The 14,943-nt window shown below is 73.9% G+C and carries 12 protein-coding genes; 1 reads left to right on the top strand and 11 read right to left on the bottom strand.

The genetic code is table 11. The features are described 5' to 3' along the window. Positions 1 to 12: 12 nt before the first annotated feature. The 5 genes from QUE38_RS01760 to QUE38_RS01780 form a co-directional block, all read right to left on the bottom strand. Positions 13 to 1,320 carry a citrate synthase gene (locus QUE38_RS01760; protein WP_286309863.1) on the bottom strand — a complete coding sequence of 436 codons (1,308 nt, stop codon included), beginning with the start codon at positions 1,318 to 1,320 and terminating at the stop codon, positions 13 to 15. Positions 1,321 to 1,495: 175 nt separating this feature from the next. Next, the gene (gene dapC / locus QUE38_RS01765; protein WP_286309864.1) at positions 1,496 to 2,605 is read right to left on the bottom strand and encodes a succinyldiaminopimelate transaminase; all 1,110 of its coding nucleotides are present in this window, start codon (positions 2,603 to 2,605) and stop codon (positions 1,496 to 1,498) included. A gap of 2 nt (positions 2,606 to 2,607) precedes the next feature. Next, positions 2,608 to 2,928: a ferredoxin gene (gene fdxA / locus QUE38_RS01770; protein WP_281885769.1), complete on the bottom strand. Its 321-nt coding sequence runs from the start codon at positions 2,926 to 2,928 to the stop codon at positions 2,608 to 2,610. A gap of 38 nt (positions 2,929 to 2,966) precedes the next feature. Then, complete coding sequence (locus QUE38_RS01775) at positions 2,967 to 3,320, bottom strand: DUF6113 family protein (RefSeq protein ID WP_286309865.1); 354 nt, start codon at positions 3,318 to 3,320, stop codon at positions 2,967 to 2,969. Between the two features lie 25 nt (positions 3,321 to 3,345). Continuing rightward, the gene (locus QUE38_RS01780) at positions 3,346 to 3,798 is read right to left on the bottom strand and encodes a hypothetical protein (protein ID WP_286309866.1); all 453 of its coding nucleotides are present in this window, start codon (positions 3,796 to 3,798) and stop codon (positions 3,346 to 3,348) included. Between the two features lie 119 nt (positions 3,799 to 3,917). Here QUE38_RS01780 and QUE38_RS01785 point away from each other — a divergent pair, with 119 nt between their 5' ends. Further along, a complete protein-coding gene (locus QUE38_RS01785; RefSeq protein WP_286309867.1) occupies positions 3,918 to 4,709 on the top strand; it encodes an enoyl-CoA hydratase/isomerase family protein in 792 nt (263 codons plus the stop codon). A gap of 80 nt (positions 4,710 to 4,789) precedes the next feature. Here the strand turns inward: QUE38_RS01785 and QUE38_RS01790 are convergent, their stop codons facing one another. From QUE38_RS01790 to QUE38_RS01820, 6 genes are all read right to left on the bottom strand, one after another. Further along, the gene (locus tag QUE38_RS01790; RefSeq protein WP_286309868.1) at positions 4,790 to 5,572 is read right to left on the bottom strand and encodes a M23 family metallopeptidase; all 783 of its coding nucleotides are present in this window, start codon (positions 5,570 to 5,572) and stop codon (positions 4,790 to 4,792) included. A 317-nt stretch (positions 5,573 to 5,889) separates the two neighbouring features. Continuing rightward, a complete protein-coding gene (gene typA / locus QUE38_RS01795; RefSeq protein ID WP_286309869.1) occupies positions 5,890 to 7,794 on the bottom strand; it encodes a translational GTPase TypA in 1,905 nt (634 codons plus the stop codon). Positions 7,795 to 7,844: 50 nt separating this feature from the next. Then, positions 7,845 to 9,494, bottom strand: a complete 1,650-nt coding sequence (locus QUE38_RS17795; protein ID WP_433996932.1) for an ABC transporter ATP-binding protein — start codon at positions 9,492 to 9,494, stop codon at positions 7,845 to 7,847. Beyond that, positions 9,491 to 12,208, bottom strand: coding sequence for an FtsX-like permease family protein (locus tag QUE38_RS01810; RefSeq protein ID WP_286309871.1), 2,718 nt, complete (start codon positions 12,206 to 12,208; stop codon positions 9,491 to 9,493). Before QUE38_RS01810 ends, QUE38_RS17795 begins: the two co-directional genes overlap by 4 nt. Further along, positions 12,205 to 13,350, bottom strand: coding sequence for an FtsX-like permease family protein (locus tag QUE38_RS01815; RefSeq protein WP_286309872.1), 1,146 nt, complete (start codon positions 13,348 to 13,350; stop codon positions 12,205 to 12,207). The genes QUE38_RS01810 and QUE38_RS01815 overlap by 4 nt, the downstream gene beginning before the upstream one ends. Continuing rightward, positions 13,347 to 14,930, bottom strand: a complete 1,584-nt coding sequence (locus tag QUE38_RS01820; RefSeq protein WP_286309873.1) for an FtsX-like permease family protein — start codon at positions 14,928 to 14,930, stop codon at positions 13,347 to 13,349. The genes QUE38_RS01815 and QUE38_RS01820 overlap by 4 nt, the downstream gene beginning before the upstream one ends. Positions 14,931 to 14,943: the final 13 nt, after the last annotated feature.

Consider the following 14,943-nt stretch of genomic DNA (forward strand, 5'->3'; position numbering starts at 1 on the left):
TGCCGCGCAGGCTCAGCGCGCGGGGAACTGCCGGTCGGACTCGCCCACGTAGAGCTGCTGCGGGCGGCCGATCTTGGTCGAGCCGTCGAGCTGCATCTCCCGCCAGTGCGCGATCCAGCCGGGGAGGCGGCCGATCGCGAACAGCACGGTGAACATGCGCGTCGGGAAGCCCATGGCCTTGTAGATGACGCCGGTGTAGAAGTCGACGTTCGGGTAGAGCTTGCGCTGGCGGAAGTAGTCGTCCTCGAGCGCGATCTGCTCGAGCTCCTTGGCGATGTCGAGCAGCGGGTCGTTCACCCCGAGGCCGGCGAGCACGGCGTCGGCGCTCTCCTTGACGAGCTTCGCGCGCGGGTCGTAGTTCTTGTACACCCGGTGGCCGAAGCCCATCAGGCGCACGCCCTCCTCCTTGCGCTTGACGCGCTCGACGAAGCCGCGCACGCCCTCGCCCGAGGCCTTGATGCCCGCGAGCATCTCGAGCACGGCCTCGTTGGCGCCGCCGTGCAGCGGGCCGTAGAGCGCGTTGATGCCGGCCGAGACCGATGCGTACAGGTTCGCGCCGGTCGAGCCGACGAGGCGCACGGTCGAGGTCGACGCGTTCTGCTCGTGGTCCTCGTGCAGGATGAGCAGCCGGTCGAGCGCGGCCGACACGGTCGGGTCGATCTCGTACGGCTCGGCGAGGATGCCGAAGTTCATCTTGAGGAAGTTGTCGATGTACGACAGCGAGTTGTCCGGGTACAGGAACGCCTGGCCGAGCGACTTCTTGTGCGCGTAGGCGGCGATGACCGGGAGCTTCGCGAGCAGGCGGATCGTGGTGAGCTCGACCTGCTCGGGGTCGTTCGGGTCGGAGGAGTCCTCGTAGTACGTGGAGAGCGCCGACACCGCGCTCGAGAGCACCGACATGGGGTGCGCCGTATGCGGCAGGGCCGAGAAGAAGCGCTTGAGGTCCTCGTGCAGGAGCGTGTGGCGACGGATGCGCTCGTCGAATGCGGCGAGCTCGTCGGCCGTCGGCAGGTTGCCGTAGATGAGCAGCCACGCGACCTCGAGGAACGTGGAGCCCTGTGCGAGCTGCTCGATCGGGTAGCCGCGGTAGCGCAGGATGCCCTGGTTGCCGTCGATGTAGGTGACCGACGAGCGGGTCGCGGCGGTGTTCGCGAAGCCGTAGTCGAGCGTGGTCATGCCCGTCTGCTTCATGAACGTCGAGATGTCGATGCTCGACGCCCCCTCGACCGACGGAACGACCGGGAAGCTCGCAGTCCCTCCCGGGTAGGTCAGCGTCGCCTGCTCCGGCTCGCCACTCGTTCGCGTCTCGACGTCGCCCACGGCGCCTCCTGTGATCCGGGTGTGTCTCGGGGGATGGGCGCCCGCCGGTTCACGGCCGGGGCGCCCGCATACAGCCTAGACGGCGCGGCGACCTACTGTCGCATCCGCCAACGATCCCCGTGGACGCCTGCACGATTCAGCCAATGGCGAGCGGGTGCTCCTGGGCCGCCGCGACTCAGGACGCGGCCGACAACCGTGCCGCCGCCTCGGCGACGCGCTCGTCGCTGGCCGTCAGCGACAGGCGCACGTGCTCCGGGAAGTGGGGGCCGTAGAAGTGGCCGGGGCCCGCGACGATGCCGAGCCCGGCGAGCCGGTCGATGCTCTCCCACGCGTCGCGCCCCTCGGTGGCCCAGAGGTAGAGCCCCGCCTCGGAGTGGTCGATACGGAACCCGGCCGCGACGAGCGCGGGCACCAGCGCGTCGCGGCGGGCGCGGTAGCGCGCCTTCTGCTCCGCCACGTGCGCGTCGTCGCCGAGGGCGGCCACCATCGCCGCCTGCAACGGCGCGGGCGGCATGAGCCCGCCGTGCTTGCGCACGTTGAGCAGTCGCGCGATGCGGGTGCGGCAGCCGGCGACGAATGCACCGCGGTACCCGGCCATGTTCGACTGCTTGCTGAGCGAGTACACGGCGAGCGTGTCGGTGCGGTCGTCGCCGACGACGCGTGGGTCGAGGATGCTCGGCACGCGCTGCGCGTCCCACGGGGCATCCCACCCCAATTCGGCGTAGCACTCGTCGTTCACGACCACGGCGCCCAGCTCGCGCGCCCGTGCGTGCGCGGCGCGCAGCGCCTCGACGTCGAGCACGCGGCCGTCGGGGTTGCCCGGGCTGTTCAGCCAGACCAGCGCGGTCTCCTCGGGCCACTCGGCGGGGTCGTCGGATGCCACGGCGTCGGCGCCCGCGAAGGTGGCGCCCACCGCGTAGGTGGGGTACGCGGCGCGCGGGTGCACGACCACGTCGCCCTCGCCCACGCCGAGCATGAACGGCAGCATCGCGACCAGCTCCTTCGAGCCGATCGTGGGCAGCACGTGGTCGCCCGAGAGTCCGGTGACGCCGCGGCGTCGCGCGAACCACTCGACGATCGCCGCGCGAAGCTCGGGGGTGCCGGTCGTGGTGGGGTACGCGTGCGCGTCGGTCGCGTCGCGGAGGGCGTCGCGCACGACGTCGGGCGTGGCGTCGACGGGCGAGCCGATCGAGAGGTCGACCGTTCCGCCCGGGTGCCGTGCCGCGCGCTCGCGGTACGGCGTCATGAGGTCCCAGGGGTAGTCCGGGAGCTCGCCGAGCGCCACGGTCAGTGGGCCTGCGGCGGCAGCGCGGCGACGACCGGGTGGTCCTTGGCGATCACGCCGACCTTGGCCGCCCCGCCGGGCGAGCCGATGTCGTCGAAGAACTCGACGTTGGCCTTGTAGTAGTCGGCCCACTGGTCGGGCAGGTCGTCCTCGTAGTAGATCGCCTCGACCGGGCAGACCGGCTCGCATGCGCCGCAGTCGACGCATTCGTCCGGGTGGATGTAGAGCGAACGCTCCCCCTCGTAGATGCAGTCGACGGGGCATTCGTCGATGCAGGCGCGGTCTTTGACGTCGACGCACGGGAGGGCGATGACATAGGTCACGGTGTTCGCGTTCCCTTCGGTAGGCGGGCCCAGCCAGTCTACGCGTCGGTGCGGCGCGGCTGCGGCAGCGTCGGCCACGCCACGACGAGCACGGCGACGAGCGTCGGGCCGACCGCCCACGCGAGGCCCGCGATGCCCTCCGAGACCAGCACGGTTCCGCCCGCCTGCGGCAGCGAGAGCAGCGAGACGACGCCCACGAGGCCGAACGCGCCCGCGAACGCGACCCAGCGGTCGTGCGTCACGAGGCGTAATCCGGCGAGCAGCGCGGCCGCCCCCGCGAGCGCGAGGACGATGCCCCACGGGATCGTGACCGTGCCGACGGTCCACGCCAGCCGGTGCCCGAGCGTGCCGAGCAGGCCGTACGCGGCGCCCGCGAGCACGGCGCCGGCCATGATGCCGACGCGGGCGAGCCCCCGGTCACTGACCTGCGGGGACGACGACGTAGACGATGCCGTCGTTGCCCGCCGTGACCACCACGTCGTAGCGCGGGTTGCTGAACGCGGCGACGCCGGCGGTGCCCGCCTCGGCGAACGTGTCGTCCTCGGTGAAGCCCGCTGCGAGCAGCTGCTGCCGGGCCTGCTCGAGCGCGTCGGAGGACTCGGCCTGGATGGTCACCGCCCAGCCGGTCTCGTTGTTGGCGGTGCCGGATGCGCCGAAGAGGACCTCGCCGTCGACGACCGGCACCTCGTTCGGCCAGCCCTCGGGCATCTCGCCGACGCCGACCGCACCGCCGGTCGCGCCCTCGATGGCCTCCTCGACGCCCTGGTTCACGATCTGCTCGAGCGGGTTGCCGAAGCACCCGCTGAGGCTCACGGCGAGGGCGGCGGACACGGCGACGGCGGAGGCGGCACGGAGTGCGGTGGAGGGCATGCTGGCAGTGTATTGCCCGGGTCGGGCGCCTGCATCGGGGTCACCCACGAGCCGCTTCCCGGGTGGTGGCCGGGTCGCGTACCGTTGGTCACCGACCTGCCGATGACGCGAGGAGCCCCATGGACGACCAGCCCGTGATCACGACGACCTGGGACGGCGCGGTCGCGACCGTGACGATCGACCGGCCCGCGGCGCTCAACGCGCTCTCGCGGCGCGTGCTCGAGGAGCTCGCCGCGGCGTTCGACGCCCTCGCCGGGGCCGGCACCGCGCTGCGGGGCGTCGTGCTGGTCGGCGCGGGCGGTCGCGCGTTCGTCGCCGGCGCCGACATCCGCGAGCTCTCCGACCTCGACGCGGAGGGCGCCGCCGCGATGGGCCGGCTCGGGCACGACGCGGTCGCGCGCATCGAGTCGCTCGGCGCACCCGTGATCGCCTGCGTCGACGGCTACGCGCTCGGCGGGGGCCTCGAGCTCGCGCTCGCCTGCGACTTCGTCTACGCGTCGGCGCAGTCGCGGTTCGGACTGCCCGAGGTGTCGCTCGGCGTGATCCCCGGGTTCGGCGGCACCGTGCGGCTGCCGCGCGCGGTCGGACTGGCCCGGGCGAAGGAGCTCATCTACTCGGGCCGCATGGTCGACGCCGCCGAGGCCGAGCGCATCGGGCTGGTCTCGCGGGTCGAGTCCGATCGCGACGCGCTGCTCGCCGCCGCCCGTGCGACGCTCGACGAGATCGGCACGCGGTCGCCGAGCGCGGTCGCGCTCGCGAAGCGGGTGCTGGTCGACGCGTCGGGCACGCCGACCGAGCGTGCGACCGAACTCGAGATCGGTGGGTTCTCACGCGCGTTCGGCACCGAGGACATGCGCGAGGGCACGAGCGCGTTCCTCGACAAGCGCACGCCGGAGTTCACCGGTCGCTGACGCGGTCGCCCCGCGCCGCACCGAGTACGCGAAACGCGGGTACTCGCGCCGCGTTTCCGCGATCTGCGTACGCGGTCGCGTCAGTTGACGTGGCTGAGCAGCCAGGCGTAGCCGTCGAAGCGCACGCCGTCGGTGTAGTACATCTCGAGGTGCAGGTGGGGGCCTGTGGACTGCCCGGTCGAGCCGACCCGGCCGAGCGTCTGGCCCGCGGTGACCTGCTGGCCGACAGAGACCGAGATCGAGCCGGCCTGCATGTGCGCGTAGAGGCTCGTGACGAGGCGACCGCCGATGTTGTGCTGCACCTCGACGTAGTTGCCGAGACCGCCGCCGCCCGCGGTCGCCGTGACGACCACGCCGTCGGAGATCGAGCCGATCGCTGTGCCCGCGCCGGGGTTGAAGTCGACGCCGTCGTGGTTGGTCGAGCAGCCGTAGCAGGGCGCGACACGGTAGCCGAAGCCGTCGCTGATCTTCGAGTGGTTCGGGAACGGCCAGACGACCTTCTCCACGTCGGCGAGGGCCGTGACGCCGACGCCGGCGACCGACGTGTACAGGGGCGGCGGTGCCTTCTCGACGTCGTAGGAACCCGTCTGCACGGGCTCGAGCTCCGCGGCGCCCACGACGATCGTCTGCGGGTCCTCGGCCGGCGCCTGGTCGTACACCGAGGCCTGCACCTCGCCGTCGCGCGACGTGAGCGCGGCGGCGGGCAGGGTCGTCGACACCGCGAGGGCGCCGACGAACAGGAACCCGAGGCCGCTCGTCGCGGTGCGCAGGCGCGCCTTGCGGGCGCGGTAGGCCTCGGCGCTCAGCGGCCGCTCGGGGCCCTCGAACCAGCGCGAGGTCGCGACGGACGCGTCCCGGAGCATGCGCTGCACGCCGCGGAGGACGCGGGGAGTCGTGCGCTCGGTCGTGCGCCGCGCGGTGCGCGACGTCGAGCGCAGGGCGCGGCGGCGTCGGGGGCGAACACGCTGCGGCGCGGGGCGGCACGGCGGCCGGTGGAACGACGGGGCATAGCTGGGGGAACCTAGAGCAAAAGTAACATTCGGGTAACGGTCGTCAAGCGACCCGACGTACGCTACGCGACCCAACCTGAAAGAACGCTCGGTATTGAGCCCTGCGCCGAGCTGCGCGCGGGCGCTCGCTCCCCCGGCGGGCCTCGCCCACCGGCATCCGGAACCTGCGGCTACGCCTGCTTCTTGAGGCGCGATGCGGCCCGCGCACGGGCCGTGGCGTCGAGCTCGACCTTGCGGATGCGCACCTTCTCGGGCGTGACCTCGACGCACTCGTCCTCGCGGGCGAACTCCAGGCACTCCTCGAGCGAGAGCTGGCGCGACGGCGTCATCGACTCGAACGTGTCGGCGGTCGAGGAGCGCATGTTCGTGAGCTTCTTCTCCTTGGTGATGTTCACGTCCATGTCGTCGTTGCGCGAGTTCTCGCCGATGACCATGCCCTCGTACACCTCCTCCGTGGGGTTCACGAAGAACGTCATGCGCTCCTGCAGGGCGATGATGGCGAACGGCGTCACGACGCCCGAGCGGTCGGCGACGATCGAGCCGTTGTTGCGGGTCGTGATGACGCCCGCCCACTCGTCGTAGCCGTGCGAGATCGCGTTCGCGATGCCCGTGCCGCGGGTGATGGTGAGGAACTCGGTGCGGAAGCCGATGAGGCCGCGGCTCGGCACGACGAACTCCATGCGCACCCAGCCGGTGCCGTGGTTCGTCATGTTCTCCATGCGGCCCTTGCGGGCGGCGAGCAGCTGCGTGATCGCGCCGAGGTACTCCTCGGGGGCGTCGATCGTCAGGTGCTCGTAGGGCTCGTGCACCTTGCCGTCGACGGTGCGGGTGACCACCTGCGGCTTGCCGACGGTGAGCTCGAAGCCCTCGCGGCGCATCTGCTCGACGAGGATGGCCAGGGCGAGCTCGCCGCGGCCCTGCACCTCCCACGCGTCGGGCTTGCCGATGTCGAGCACCTTGAGCGAGACGTTGCCGATGAGCTCGCGGTCGAGGCGGTCCTTGACCATGCGCGCGGTGAGCTTGTGGCCCTTGACCTTGCCGACCAGCGGCGACGTGTTCGTGCCGATCGTCATCGAGATCGCGGGGTCGTCGACGTGGATCGCCTCGAGCGGACGCACGTCCTCCGGGTCGGCGAGGGTCTCGCCGATGGTGATCTCCTCGATGCCCGCGACGGCGATGATGTCGCCGGGGCCGGCCTCCTCGGCCGGGTGGCGCTCGAGCGCCTTGGTCTTCAGCAGCTCGGTGATGCGCACGTTCGAGTGCGTGCCGTCGTGGCGCACCCACGCGACCGTCTGGCCCTTGCGGATGGTGCCGTTGAACACGCGCAGCAGCGCGAGGCGGCCGAGGAACGGCGACGCGTCGAGGTTCGTGACCCACGCCTGCAGCGGGGCCTCGTCGTCGTAGGTCGGCGCGGGGATGTGCGTGAGGATCGCCTCGAACAGCGGCTCGAGGTCCTCGGAGTCGGGCAGCGAGCCGTCGACCGGCTTCGTGGTCGACGCGCGGCCGGCCTTGCCGGAGGCGTACACGACCGGCACGTCGAGGATCGCGTCGAGGTCGAGGTCGGGCACGTCGTCCGACAGGTCGGACGCGAGGCCGAGCAGCAGGTCCTGGCTCTCGGCGACGACCTCGTCGATGCGGGCATCCGGCCGGTCGGTCTTGTTCACCAGCAGGATGACCGGCAGGCGCGCCTCCAGCGCCTTGCGCAGCACGAAGCGGGTCTGCGGCAGCGGGCCCTCGCTCGCGTCGACGAGCAGCACGACGCCGTCGACCATGGACAGGCCGCGCTCGACCTCGCCGCCGAAGTCGGCGTGGCCGGGGGTGTCGATCACGTTGATGGTGACCGGGCCGCCCGTCGCGTGCTCCCCCGCGTATTCCACCGCCGTGTTCTTGGCGAGGATCGTGATGCCCTTCTCGCGCTCGAGCTCGTTCGAGTCCATCGCGCGATCGTCCACGTGCGCGTGCTCGGCGAACGAGTGCGTCTGCTTGAGCATGGCGTCGACGAGCGTGGTCTTGCCGTGGTCGACGTGGGCGACGATCGCGACGTTGCGCACGTCGGAGCGAGTGGCGGAGGCCATGGAGAAGTCCTTGAAAGTGAGGGAGAACGCCGGGAAGCCGACAGGACAGCCTATCGCAGCACGCCGTCGTGCAATTCGAGCACCCGGTCGGCCCGCTCCACGATCGACGGGTCGTGGGTCGACAGCAGCACCGCGAGCCCATCGTCGTGCGCGATCGACGCGATCAGCTCGACCATGGCGGCGGCCGTCGTCGAGTCGAGCTGGCCGGTGGGCTCGTCGGCGAGCAGGATGCGGGGGCGACCCGCGAGCGAACGAGCGATGCCGACGCGCTGCTGCTGTCCGCCCGAGAGCTCCGCGGGGCGCTGCGACGCGTGGCCGGCGAGGCCGACCCGGTCGAGCAGCATGCCGACTCGCTCGGCGCGCTCGGAGGCATCCGCCCCTTGGATGCGCAGCGGCAACTCGACGTTCTCCTGCGCCGACAGCGCGCCGATCAGGCCGAACGACTGGAACACGAACCCGACCTCGTCGCGGCGGATGCGATCGACCTCGGACTCGGCCGCGGTCGTCAGGTCGACGCCTCCCACCTGAACGGTGCCGGTCGTGGGCGGCTGGATGCCGCCGAGCACGTGCAGCAGCGTCGTCTTGCCGGCACCCGACGGCCCGATGAGCACGACGAACTCGCCGGGCGAGAGGGTGAGGGATGCGTCGGCCAGCGCTGTCACGTCACCGGCCGGCGTGCGGTGGACGACGGAGAGGCCCTCCGCCTCGAGCACGTGCTCAGCCACGGTCGCCTCCCTGCGGGTCATCGCCCTCGGGCGAATCGGATGCCTCGTGCTGGTCGACCGGCGCAGCATCGGCGCTCCCCGGCTCGGGGGCGCCCCGATGGCCCGGCCACACCCCCACGTGGTCGGCCTCGAGCCGCAGCCGCACGCGCTCGCGCAGCGACAGGCGCGCCATGTAGTCGTCGGGCAGCTGGAGCCGGCCGACCCTGTCGAGCACCGCGAACTCCTCGGCCATGGCGTGCTCGCGCCCTCGTCGTCGGTGTGGGTCCAGCGCAGCACCTCGGTCGAGGTGCGGCCGTCGCGGATCTGCACGGTGCGCTGCACGTGCTCCGACACGGTCGGGTCGTGCGTCACGAGCAGCGCCGTGGTGCCGAGCTCGCGGTTCACGGTCTCGAATGTCTCGAGCACCTCGACCGAGGCGTGCTCGTCGAGGTCGCCGGTCGGCTCGTCGGCGAGCAGCACCCGCGGGTCGTTCGCGAGGGCGACCGCGATCGCGACGCGCTGCTGCTGGCCTCCCGACAGCTCGGCGGGCCGGCGGTCGGCGAGGTCGGCGACGCCCGCGAGGTCGAGCAGCTCGTGCGCCCGCTCGGGGTGCTTGCGGTCGCCGCCGATGGCGCGGGCGAGCTGCACGTTCTCGAGCGCCGAGAGGTATGGCAGGAGGTTGCGCGCGGTCTGCTGCCAGACGAAGCCGACGACCTCGCGGCGATAGCGCACGCGCTCGCGGTTCAACAGCGACGGCAGGTCGCGGCCCGCCACGGTCGCCTTGCCCGCGGTGGGCGCGTCGAGCGCCGACAGGATGGAGAGCAGCGTCGACTTGCCCGAGCCCGACGCGCCGACGAGCGCGACGAGCTCGCCGCGGTCGACGAGCAGGTCGAGGCCCTGGAGCGCCTGCACCTCGATGTCGGCGACCGTGAAGATGCGCACGAGCCCGTGGCACTCGATGTCGGGGCCGGTGTCGGCGATGGACGTGGTGGTCATCGGTCCTCCTCGGTTCGGAGCACGGTGGCGATGGAGGTCGTGCGGGCGGTCACGACGCCGACGACGACCGCGAGGGCGAGCGCGACGGCGACGGCCGCGACGAGCGCGCCGGTCAGCACGGGGTCGACGGCGATGCCGGGTTGCACGGCACCGCCGGTGAACGGTCTGAGGTCGACCGCGGCGACGACGAGCAGCGGCAGCACGGCGCCGAGCAGGGTGCCGCCCACGAGCGCGGTCGCACCGAGCGGGGCGAACTCCCACGCGACGATGCCGCGCGACTGGCGTCGGTCGAGCCCCATCGTGCGCAGCAGCGCGATGGTGCGCGAGCGGGCGTCGCGCGAGACGCCCGCGACGAGCAGCACGGCGATCATCGAGAGCACGACGGCAAGGCCGAGGGCGAGCAGCAGCGCGACGCGCAGCGCGGTCACGGCGGGCGAGCCCTGGATGCGCGTCGTGCGCTCGTCGAGCCGCTCGATCGCGTGCGGGCCCGCGATCGTCTCGGAGACCGCCGCCGCGACGGCCGCAGCGTCCGCTCCGTCCGCCACGTCGACGAGCAGCACCTGGGGGAAGTAGCCGAGCGCGGTGACCGCGCGGTAGTCCTCCGCATCGACGAGCAGCCAGTCCGCGGGCGTGTTCTCCCCCGCGATGCGCGCGATCTCGCCGACGACCTCGACATCGGTGTACGCGACGGTGATGGTGCCGTCGCCGACCGCCTCGACCAGGGACGGCGAGGCGAGCGCCTGCACGGTGTCGTCCCCGGGTGCGAGGTCGACGAAGCGGAAGCCCTCGTCGAGGTCGGCCTGCACCGCGGCGAGGCGCTCGGTCTCGGTCGCGAGCACGATCGCGGGCGCACCGCCGTCGGGCCCGTCGACCGGGGCGCGGTCGCCCACGAGCAGGCCGACCGCGTCCTCCACGCCGTCGATCCCGCGGATCGCGTCGGTGCGCTCGGGGTCGAAGAACGGGCCCGAAACACGGATGTCGGCGCCGACCTGCCGTTCGGCCGCCTGCTGCGCGCCGCCATCGACGGTCGCGAGCACGAGCGACGAGAACACCGCGACCGCCACCGCGACGAGCATCGCGAGGACCGCCGTGGTGCCGGCGGCCGGGTCGCGCAGCGTGCGGGCGGCGCCGACGAGCGCGACGACGCCCCGGCCGCGGGTGGCGCGCCGCAGCACGGCAGCGATGGGCAGCGGATGCAGCCGCACGACGATGAGCGCGAGCGCGACGGTCGCGAGCAGCGGCGCCGCCACGACCAGCGGATCGACGCCGCCCGTCGACGGACCGATGCCGCGCACGACGAGCAGCGTCACCGCGATCGCCGCGACGAGCAGCACGGCGCCCTCGATGATGCGGCGGGCGCGACCGCGCACCGGGGCGTCGAGGTCGGCGCGGCCGGGCGCGAGCGATACGGGGCGCAGCGCACCCGCGAGCGCGACGGCGGGTACGAGGCCGACGAGCGCCGCGATCGCGGTGCCGAGCCAGCCGGCGTCGGTCGGCACCACGGCGACCGCGACCGCGGCGGCGACGACGGCGACCGGCACGCCGAGGATGAGCCCCTCGAGCGCGAGCAGCCGGCGCAGCAGCCCGATCGGCGCGCCGCGGGCGGCGAGCAGCGCGAGGTCACCGCGACGCCGGCGCACCACCAGCGATGCGGCGAGCACGACGAGCGCGACGCTCACCGCGATCGGGCCGACCGCGGCGACCGTGAGGATCGCGCTGGCCGCGTGCGAGCGGGCGACCGCGGTGGCGAGCACGTCGACCACGGTGCTGTCGAAGCGGATGCGCGCGTCGCCGCTGGAGTCCATGCGCTCGGACTGCGCCGTCGCGCCGCGCATCGCGGCGAGCAGCTCCGCCGGGTCCTGCTCGGCGGCGGCATCGGCGTCGAGCGGGATCCAGACGGTGGTCTGCGGCTGGTAGTGCAGGCGGTCTGGCAGGTCGTGCCAGCCGGCGGCGTCGACGTAGGCGGCCGCGGTGGCGGTGGGGCGGCGGTTGCCGTCGTCGAAGATGGCCGCGCTCAGCGGGTTGGGCAGGTGCTGCCAGCGGTCCGCGTCGGGGTCGACCGCCTCGACCACGCCGACCAGGCGCACCGGCTCGCCGGGCGGGTCGTTCGGGCCCAGGTTCCCGGGCATGGTGCGCAGTTCGCCGACCGGCCACGCCATCGTGTCCGCGGCGTCGCGGGCGAGCACGATCTCGAGCTCACCGTTGCCGTCGTACGTCGCCGGCCACTCCCCCTCGACGACCTCGAGCTCGCTGCGCATGCGCACGTCGGCGAGCAATTGCACGACGCCCGTCGGGGCGGTGGCGGGCAGCTCCTCGGGCTCGGCGACGATCGGCACCTCGTAGACGGCGAACCCGGGCTCGCCGAGCAGCGGCGCGAGCGCCGGGTCGACACCTCCCACGACCTCGGCGAGCCGTTCGCCGAACGCGCCGAACGCCGCATCCGCCCCCTCGTCCCAGCCCTCGACGGCGGCGGGGTCGGTTGCGGCGCCGGGCAGCGGCGCGACGAGCATGCGTCCGGTGAGGTCGCGACCGGTCGGCGCGACCTGGTCGACCTGGTAGGCGACCTCGTCGCGGATCACGCCGGCCAGCGCGCGCGGAGCCGCAGCGACCACGAACGCGACGAGCGCCGTGAGCGCCACGATCACGAGCGCGGCGCTGCGGGGCGTGGCGAAGCGGCGGCGGGTCAGCCGCGCGATGCCCGGGGACGTCGTCATTCGTCCTCCCGGAGCACGGGGGCGAGCGCGGCGGGGGCGCGCACGGTCGCGGCGATCAGGATGCTCGCGGCCAGCAGTGCGCCGACCGCGGCGCCGAGCGCCAGCGGGTCGACGTCGAGCACGACCGGGAACGTCTCCGGCAGGTCGACGTATGCGCCGCGCACGAGCGCGGGCACGACGACCCACGCGGTCGCGAGGCCCGCGGCCACGCCGCCGAGGGCGCCCAGCACGAGCGTGGAGACCTCCTCGAGCGTGCGCACGCGCGCCGCGCCGCGACGGCCGAGGCCGAGCACCGCGAGCACGGCGAGCTCGCGGGTGTCCTGCCTCGTGCGGGTGCGCCGCAGCACGAGCACGACGAGGGCGAGCACGATCGCCGCGGCGGCCGCGAGCACGAACGCGATGGCGGTGCGCTCGGCGTCTGCGGCCGCGAGGGGGTCGGCGACCCCGACGGATGCCGCGGGGAACGCCTCCTCGACCGCGAGCGCGACCTCCGCCGCATCCGTCGTGCCGAACCAGACCTCGGTCGGCTCGAGCGGCACGGCGGCAGACAGCGACGCGGTGACCAGGTCGGTCAGGATGCCCTGCCCGTCGGGAGCACCGGGCAGCAGCGGGATGACGTCGGCGACCGCGAAGTCGATGGTGGCGTTCATGGTCGGGATGCGCAGCGAGAGCTCGTCGCCGACCTCGGCGCCCAGCTCTGCGGCGACCTGCTCGGTGACCACCGCGGGCACCCGCGTCGGCGCGCCCGCGGGCACCGCGCGCACCGCCTCGGCCGACGGGCCGGAGGGCGATGGCACGACCACCCGGATGCCGTCGCCGAGCTCCTGGATCGACCCGTCGCCGCCCGGTGCCAGCTCGAGCGGGCTCAGGTCGACCGGCCGCCCGTCCGCTCGCACCACGAGGTCGACGGGTGCACCGGCAGGCGCCCCGATCCCCCACTCCTCCGCGTGCCCGACGCGCAGCTCCACGATCGTCCAGGGACCGCCGGCAGGCAGTTCGAGCTCGGTCGTCGAATCCATGAGGTTCTCGAACTCGACCACTTGGCCGGCCTCGGATTCCTCGAGCTCGGTGATCTCCACGTTCGTCGCGGCGAGCCGGGCGAACCGCCCCTCGGCATCGGCCAGCACGAAGCCCGCCGTCATGCCCGGCGGCGGGCCGGTGAAGGTCGACCCGTCCGACTGCTGGTACTCCCCTCGGGCACGTGCAGCTCGACGGTGAACGACCGGGTGCGCGCTGGGAGCGCGACGCCCGCAGGGCCGTCGCCGCCCTGGCCGAGCGCCTCTGCGAGCGCGGGCGGGTCGACCGTGCCGTCGGCGTCGGCGAGCACGTCGCCCAGCTGTGCCGCCTGCACGGGGAGCACGGGGATGGTGCCGTCGCTGCCGCGCACCTCGAGCGGGCGCACCGCCATGGCCGCGTCGGCGCCGGCGACCGCGGCGACCTCCGCTGCGGACACCCCGTCGGGCAGCTCGACGCGCACGTCGGCGCCGACCCGCACGTCCTCGGGGGCGGCGCCGAGCGCCTCGATGCTGCCCCGGTAGGCGACCGCGAGCGTCACCGCGCCGGCGGCGAGCACGACCACGGCGATGGTGACCGCATGCCGGGCGGGCCGGCGCGAGGCGAGACGCAGCGGCGTCACCGGGCTCGCGCCGCGGCTCGCACGGAACGTGGCCGCGATCGCGCGGGCGATCGGCGCGGCGACCGCGACGGCGACGAGTCCCGCGAGGGCGAGCACCAGCGCGGGAGCCATCGCGACGATGGGGTCGATGCCGCGGGAGCCGTCGCCGCGGACGACCACCGCGCTGCCCGCCTGCGCGAACTGCCAGACGGCGACGCCCGTGACGATCGCCACGAGCACGGCCGTGCCGATCAGCGCCGTGCCGTCGGCCCGCGCCGAGGTGCGGTCGGCGCCGCGGAACGTGCCGATCACCACCGCGGCCACGGCGACCAGCACGACGGCGGCGCCCACGGCGACCGCGGGCCGGACGCCGACCGCGACACCGCCCACGAGCGCCGCGACGAGCGTGCCGGCCACGGCGCCCGCGATCGCGCCGATCGCCGCGATCACGACGGCCTCGGATGCGGCGATGCCGACGAGTCGCCGGCGCGAGGCGCCGCGGGCGCGCTGCAGGCGCGTCTCCGTGGTGCGCACGCGCACGACCTCGAGTGCGACCGCCGCCACCGCGACCGCGGCCACGAGCCCGGTGATGCCGACGGCGACCGCGGTCGGGCCGCGCCGCGACTCGAGCCCCGGGAGCACGTCGACCAACGTGCGGCGCAGCCCGCCCGAGACCTGCACCTCGGGGCCGCCGGCATCGGCCACGGCGTCGTCGAGATCGCCGAGCCCGCGGGCGAGGGCCGCCGCAGCGTCGGCCGTGAAGCGCGCGGGGTCGGGCGTCAGCACCAGGGTGCGGCCGTCGACGGCGACGGCGAGGGCGCCCGGTGCGCCGAGCGCCCCGAGCGCGTCGCGAACCGACGGCTCCGCGTCGACGGGGTCGCCCGACTCCGGGCGCACGAGCACGCGGTCGCCGTCGCCCGGCGCGGCCGCGACGGCCGCCAGCGCGGCGCGCGACTCGACGACGGCGATCGCGCCGACGAGCCCCGCGAGGGTCGCCGCGGCGACGGCGGTCGTGACCGCGAGCGCGACGAGCACCGGCAGGGCGGCGCGGGCGCGCGCCAGGAGGAACCGCGCGTTCCCGCGCCGCCGGTCTCGGGGCCTCGTCACCGCTGGCTGGTCG

The sequence above is a fragment of the Agromyces mangrovi genome (assembly GCF_030296695.1).
Classification (GTDB): Bacteria; Actinomycetota; Actinomycetes; order Actinomycetales; family Microbacteriaceae; genus Agromyces; species Agromyces mangrovi.

Excerpts from the sequence above, each read along its gene's own strand:
- QUE38_RS01810 (WP_286309871.1), bottom strand. The coding sequence starts at position 12,208 with ATGACGACGTCCCCGGGCATCGCGCGGCTGACCCGCCGCCGCTTCGCC.
- QUE38_RS01815 (WP_286309872.1), bottom strand. The coding sequence starts at position 13,350 with ATGACGGCGGGCTTCGTGCTGGCCGATGCCGAGGGGCGGTTCGCCCGG.
- QUE38_RS01775 (WP_286309865.1), bottom strand. The coding sequence starts at position 3,320 with ATGGCCGGCGCCGTGCTCGCGGGCGCCGCGTACGGCCTGCTCGGCACG.
- QUE38_RS17795 (WP_433996932.1), bottom strand. The coding sequence starts at position 9,494 with ATGACCACCACGTCCATCGCCGACACCGGCCCCGACATCGAGTGCCAC.
- typA (WP_286309869.1), bottom strand. The coding sequence starts at position 7,794 with ATGGCCTCCGCCACTCGCTCCGACGTGCGCAACGTCGCGATCGTCGCC.
- QUE38_RS01790 (WP_286309868.1), bottom strand. The coding sequence starts at position 5,572 with ATGCTCCGGGACGCGTCCGTCGCGACCTCGCGCTGGTTCGAGGGCCCC.
- QUE38_RS01785 (WP_286309867.1), top strand. The coding sequence starts at position 3,918 with ATGGACGACCAGCCCGTGATCACGACGACCTGGGACGGCGCGGTCGCG.
- QUE38_RS01780 (WP_286309866.1), bottom strand. The coding sequence starts at position 3,798 with ATGCCCTCCACCGCACTCCGTGCCGCCTCCGCCGTCGCCGTGTCCGCC.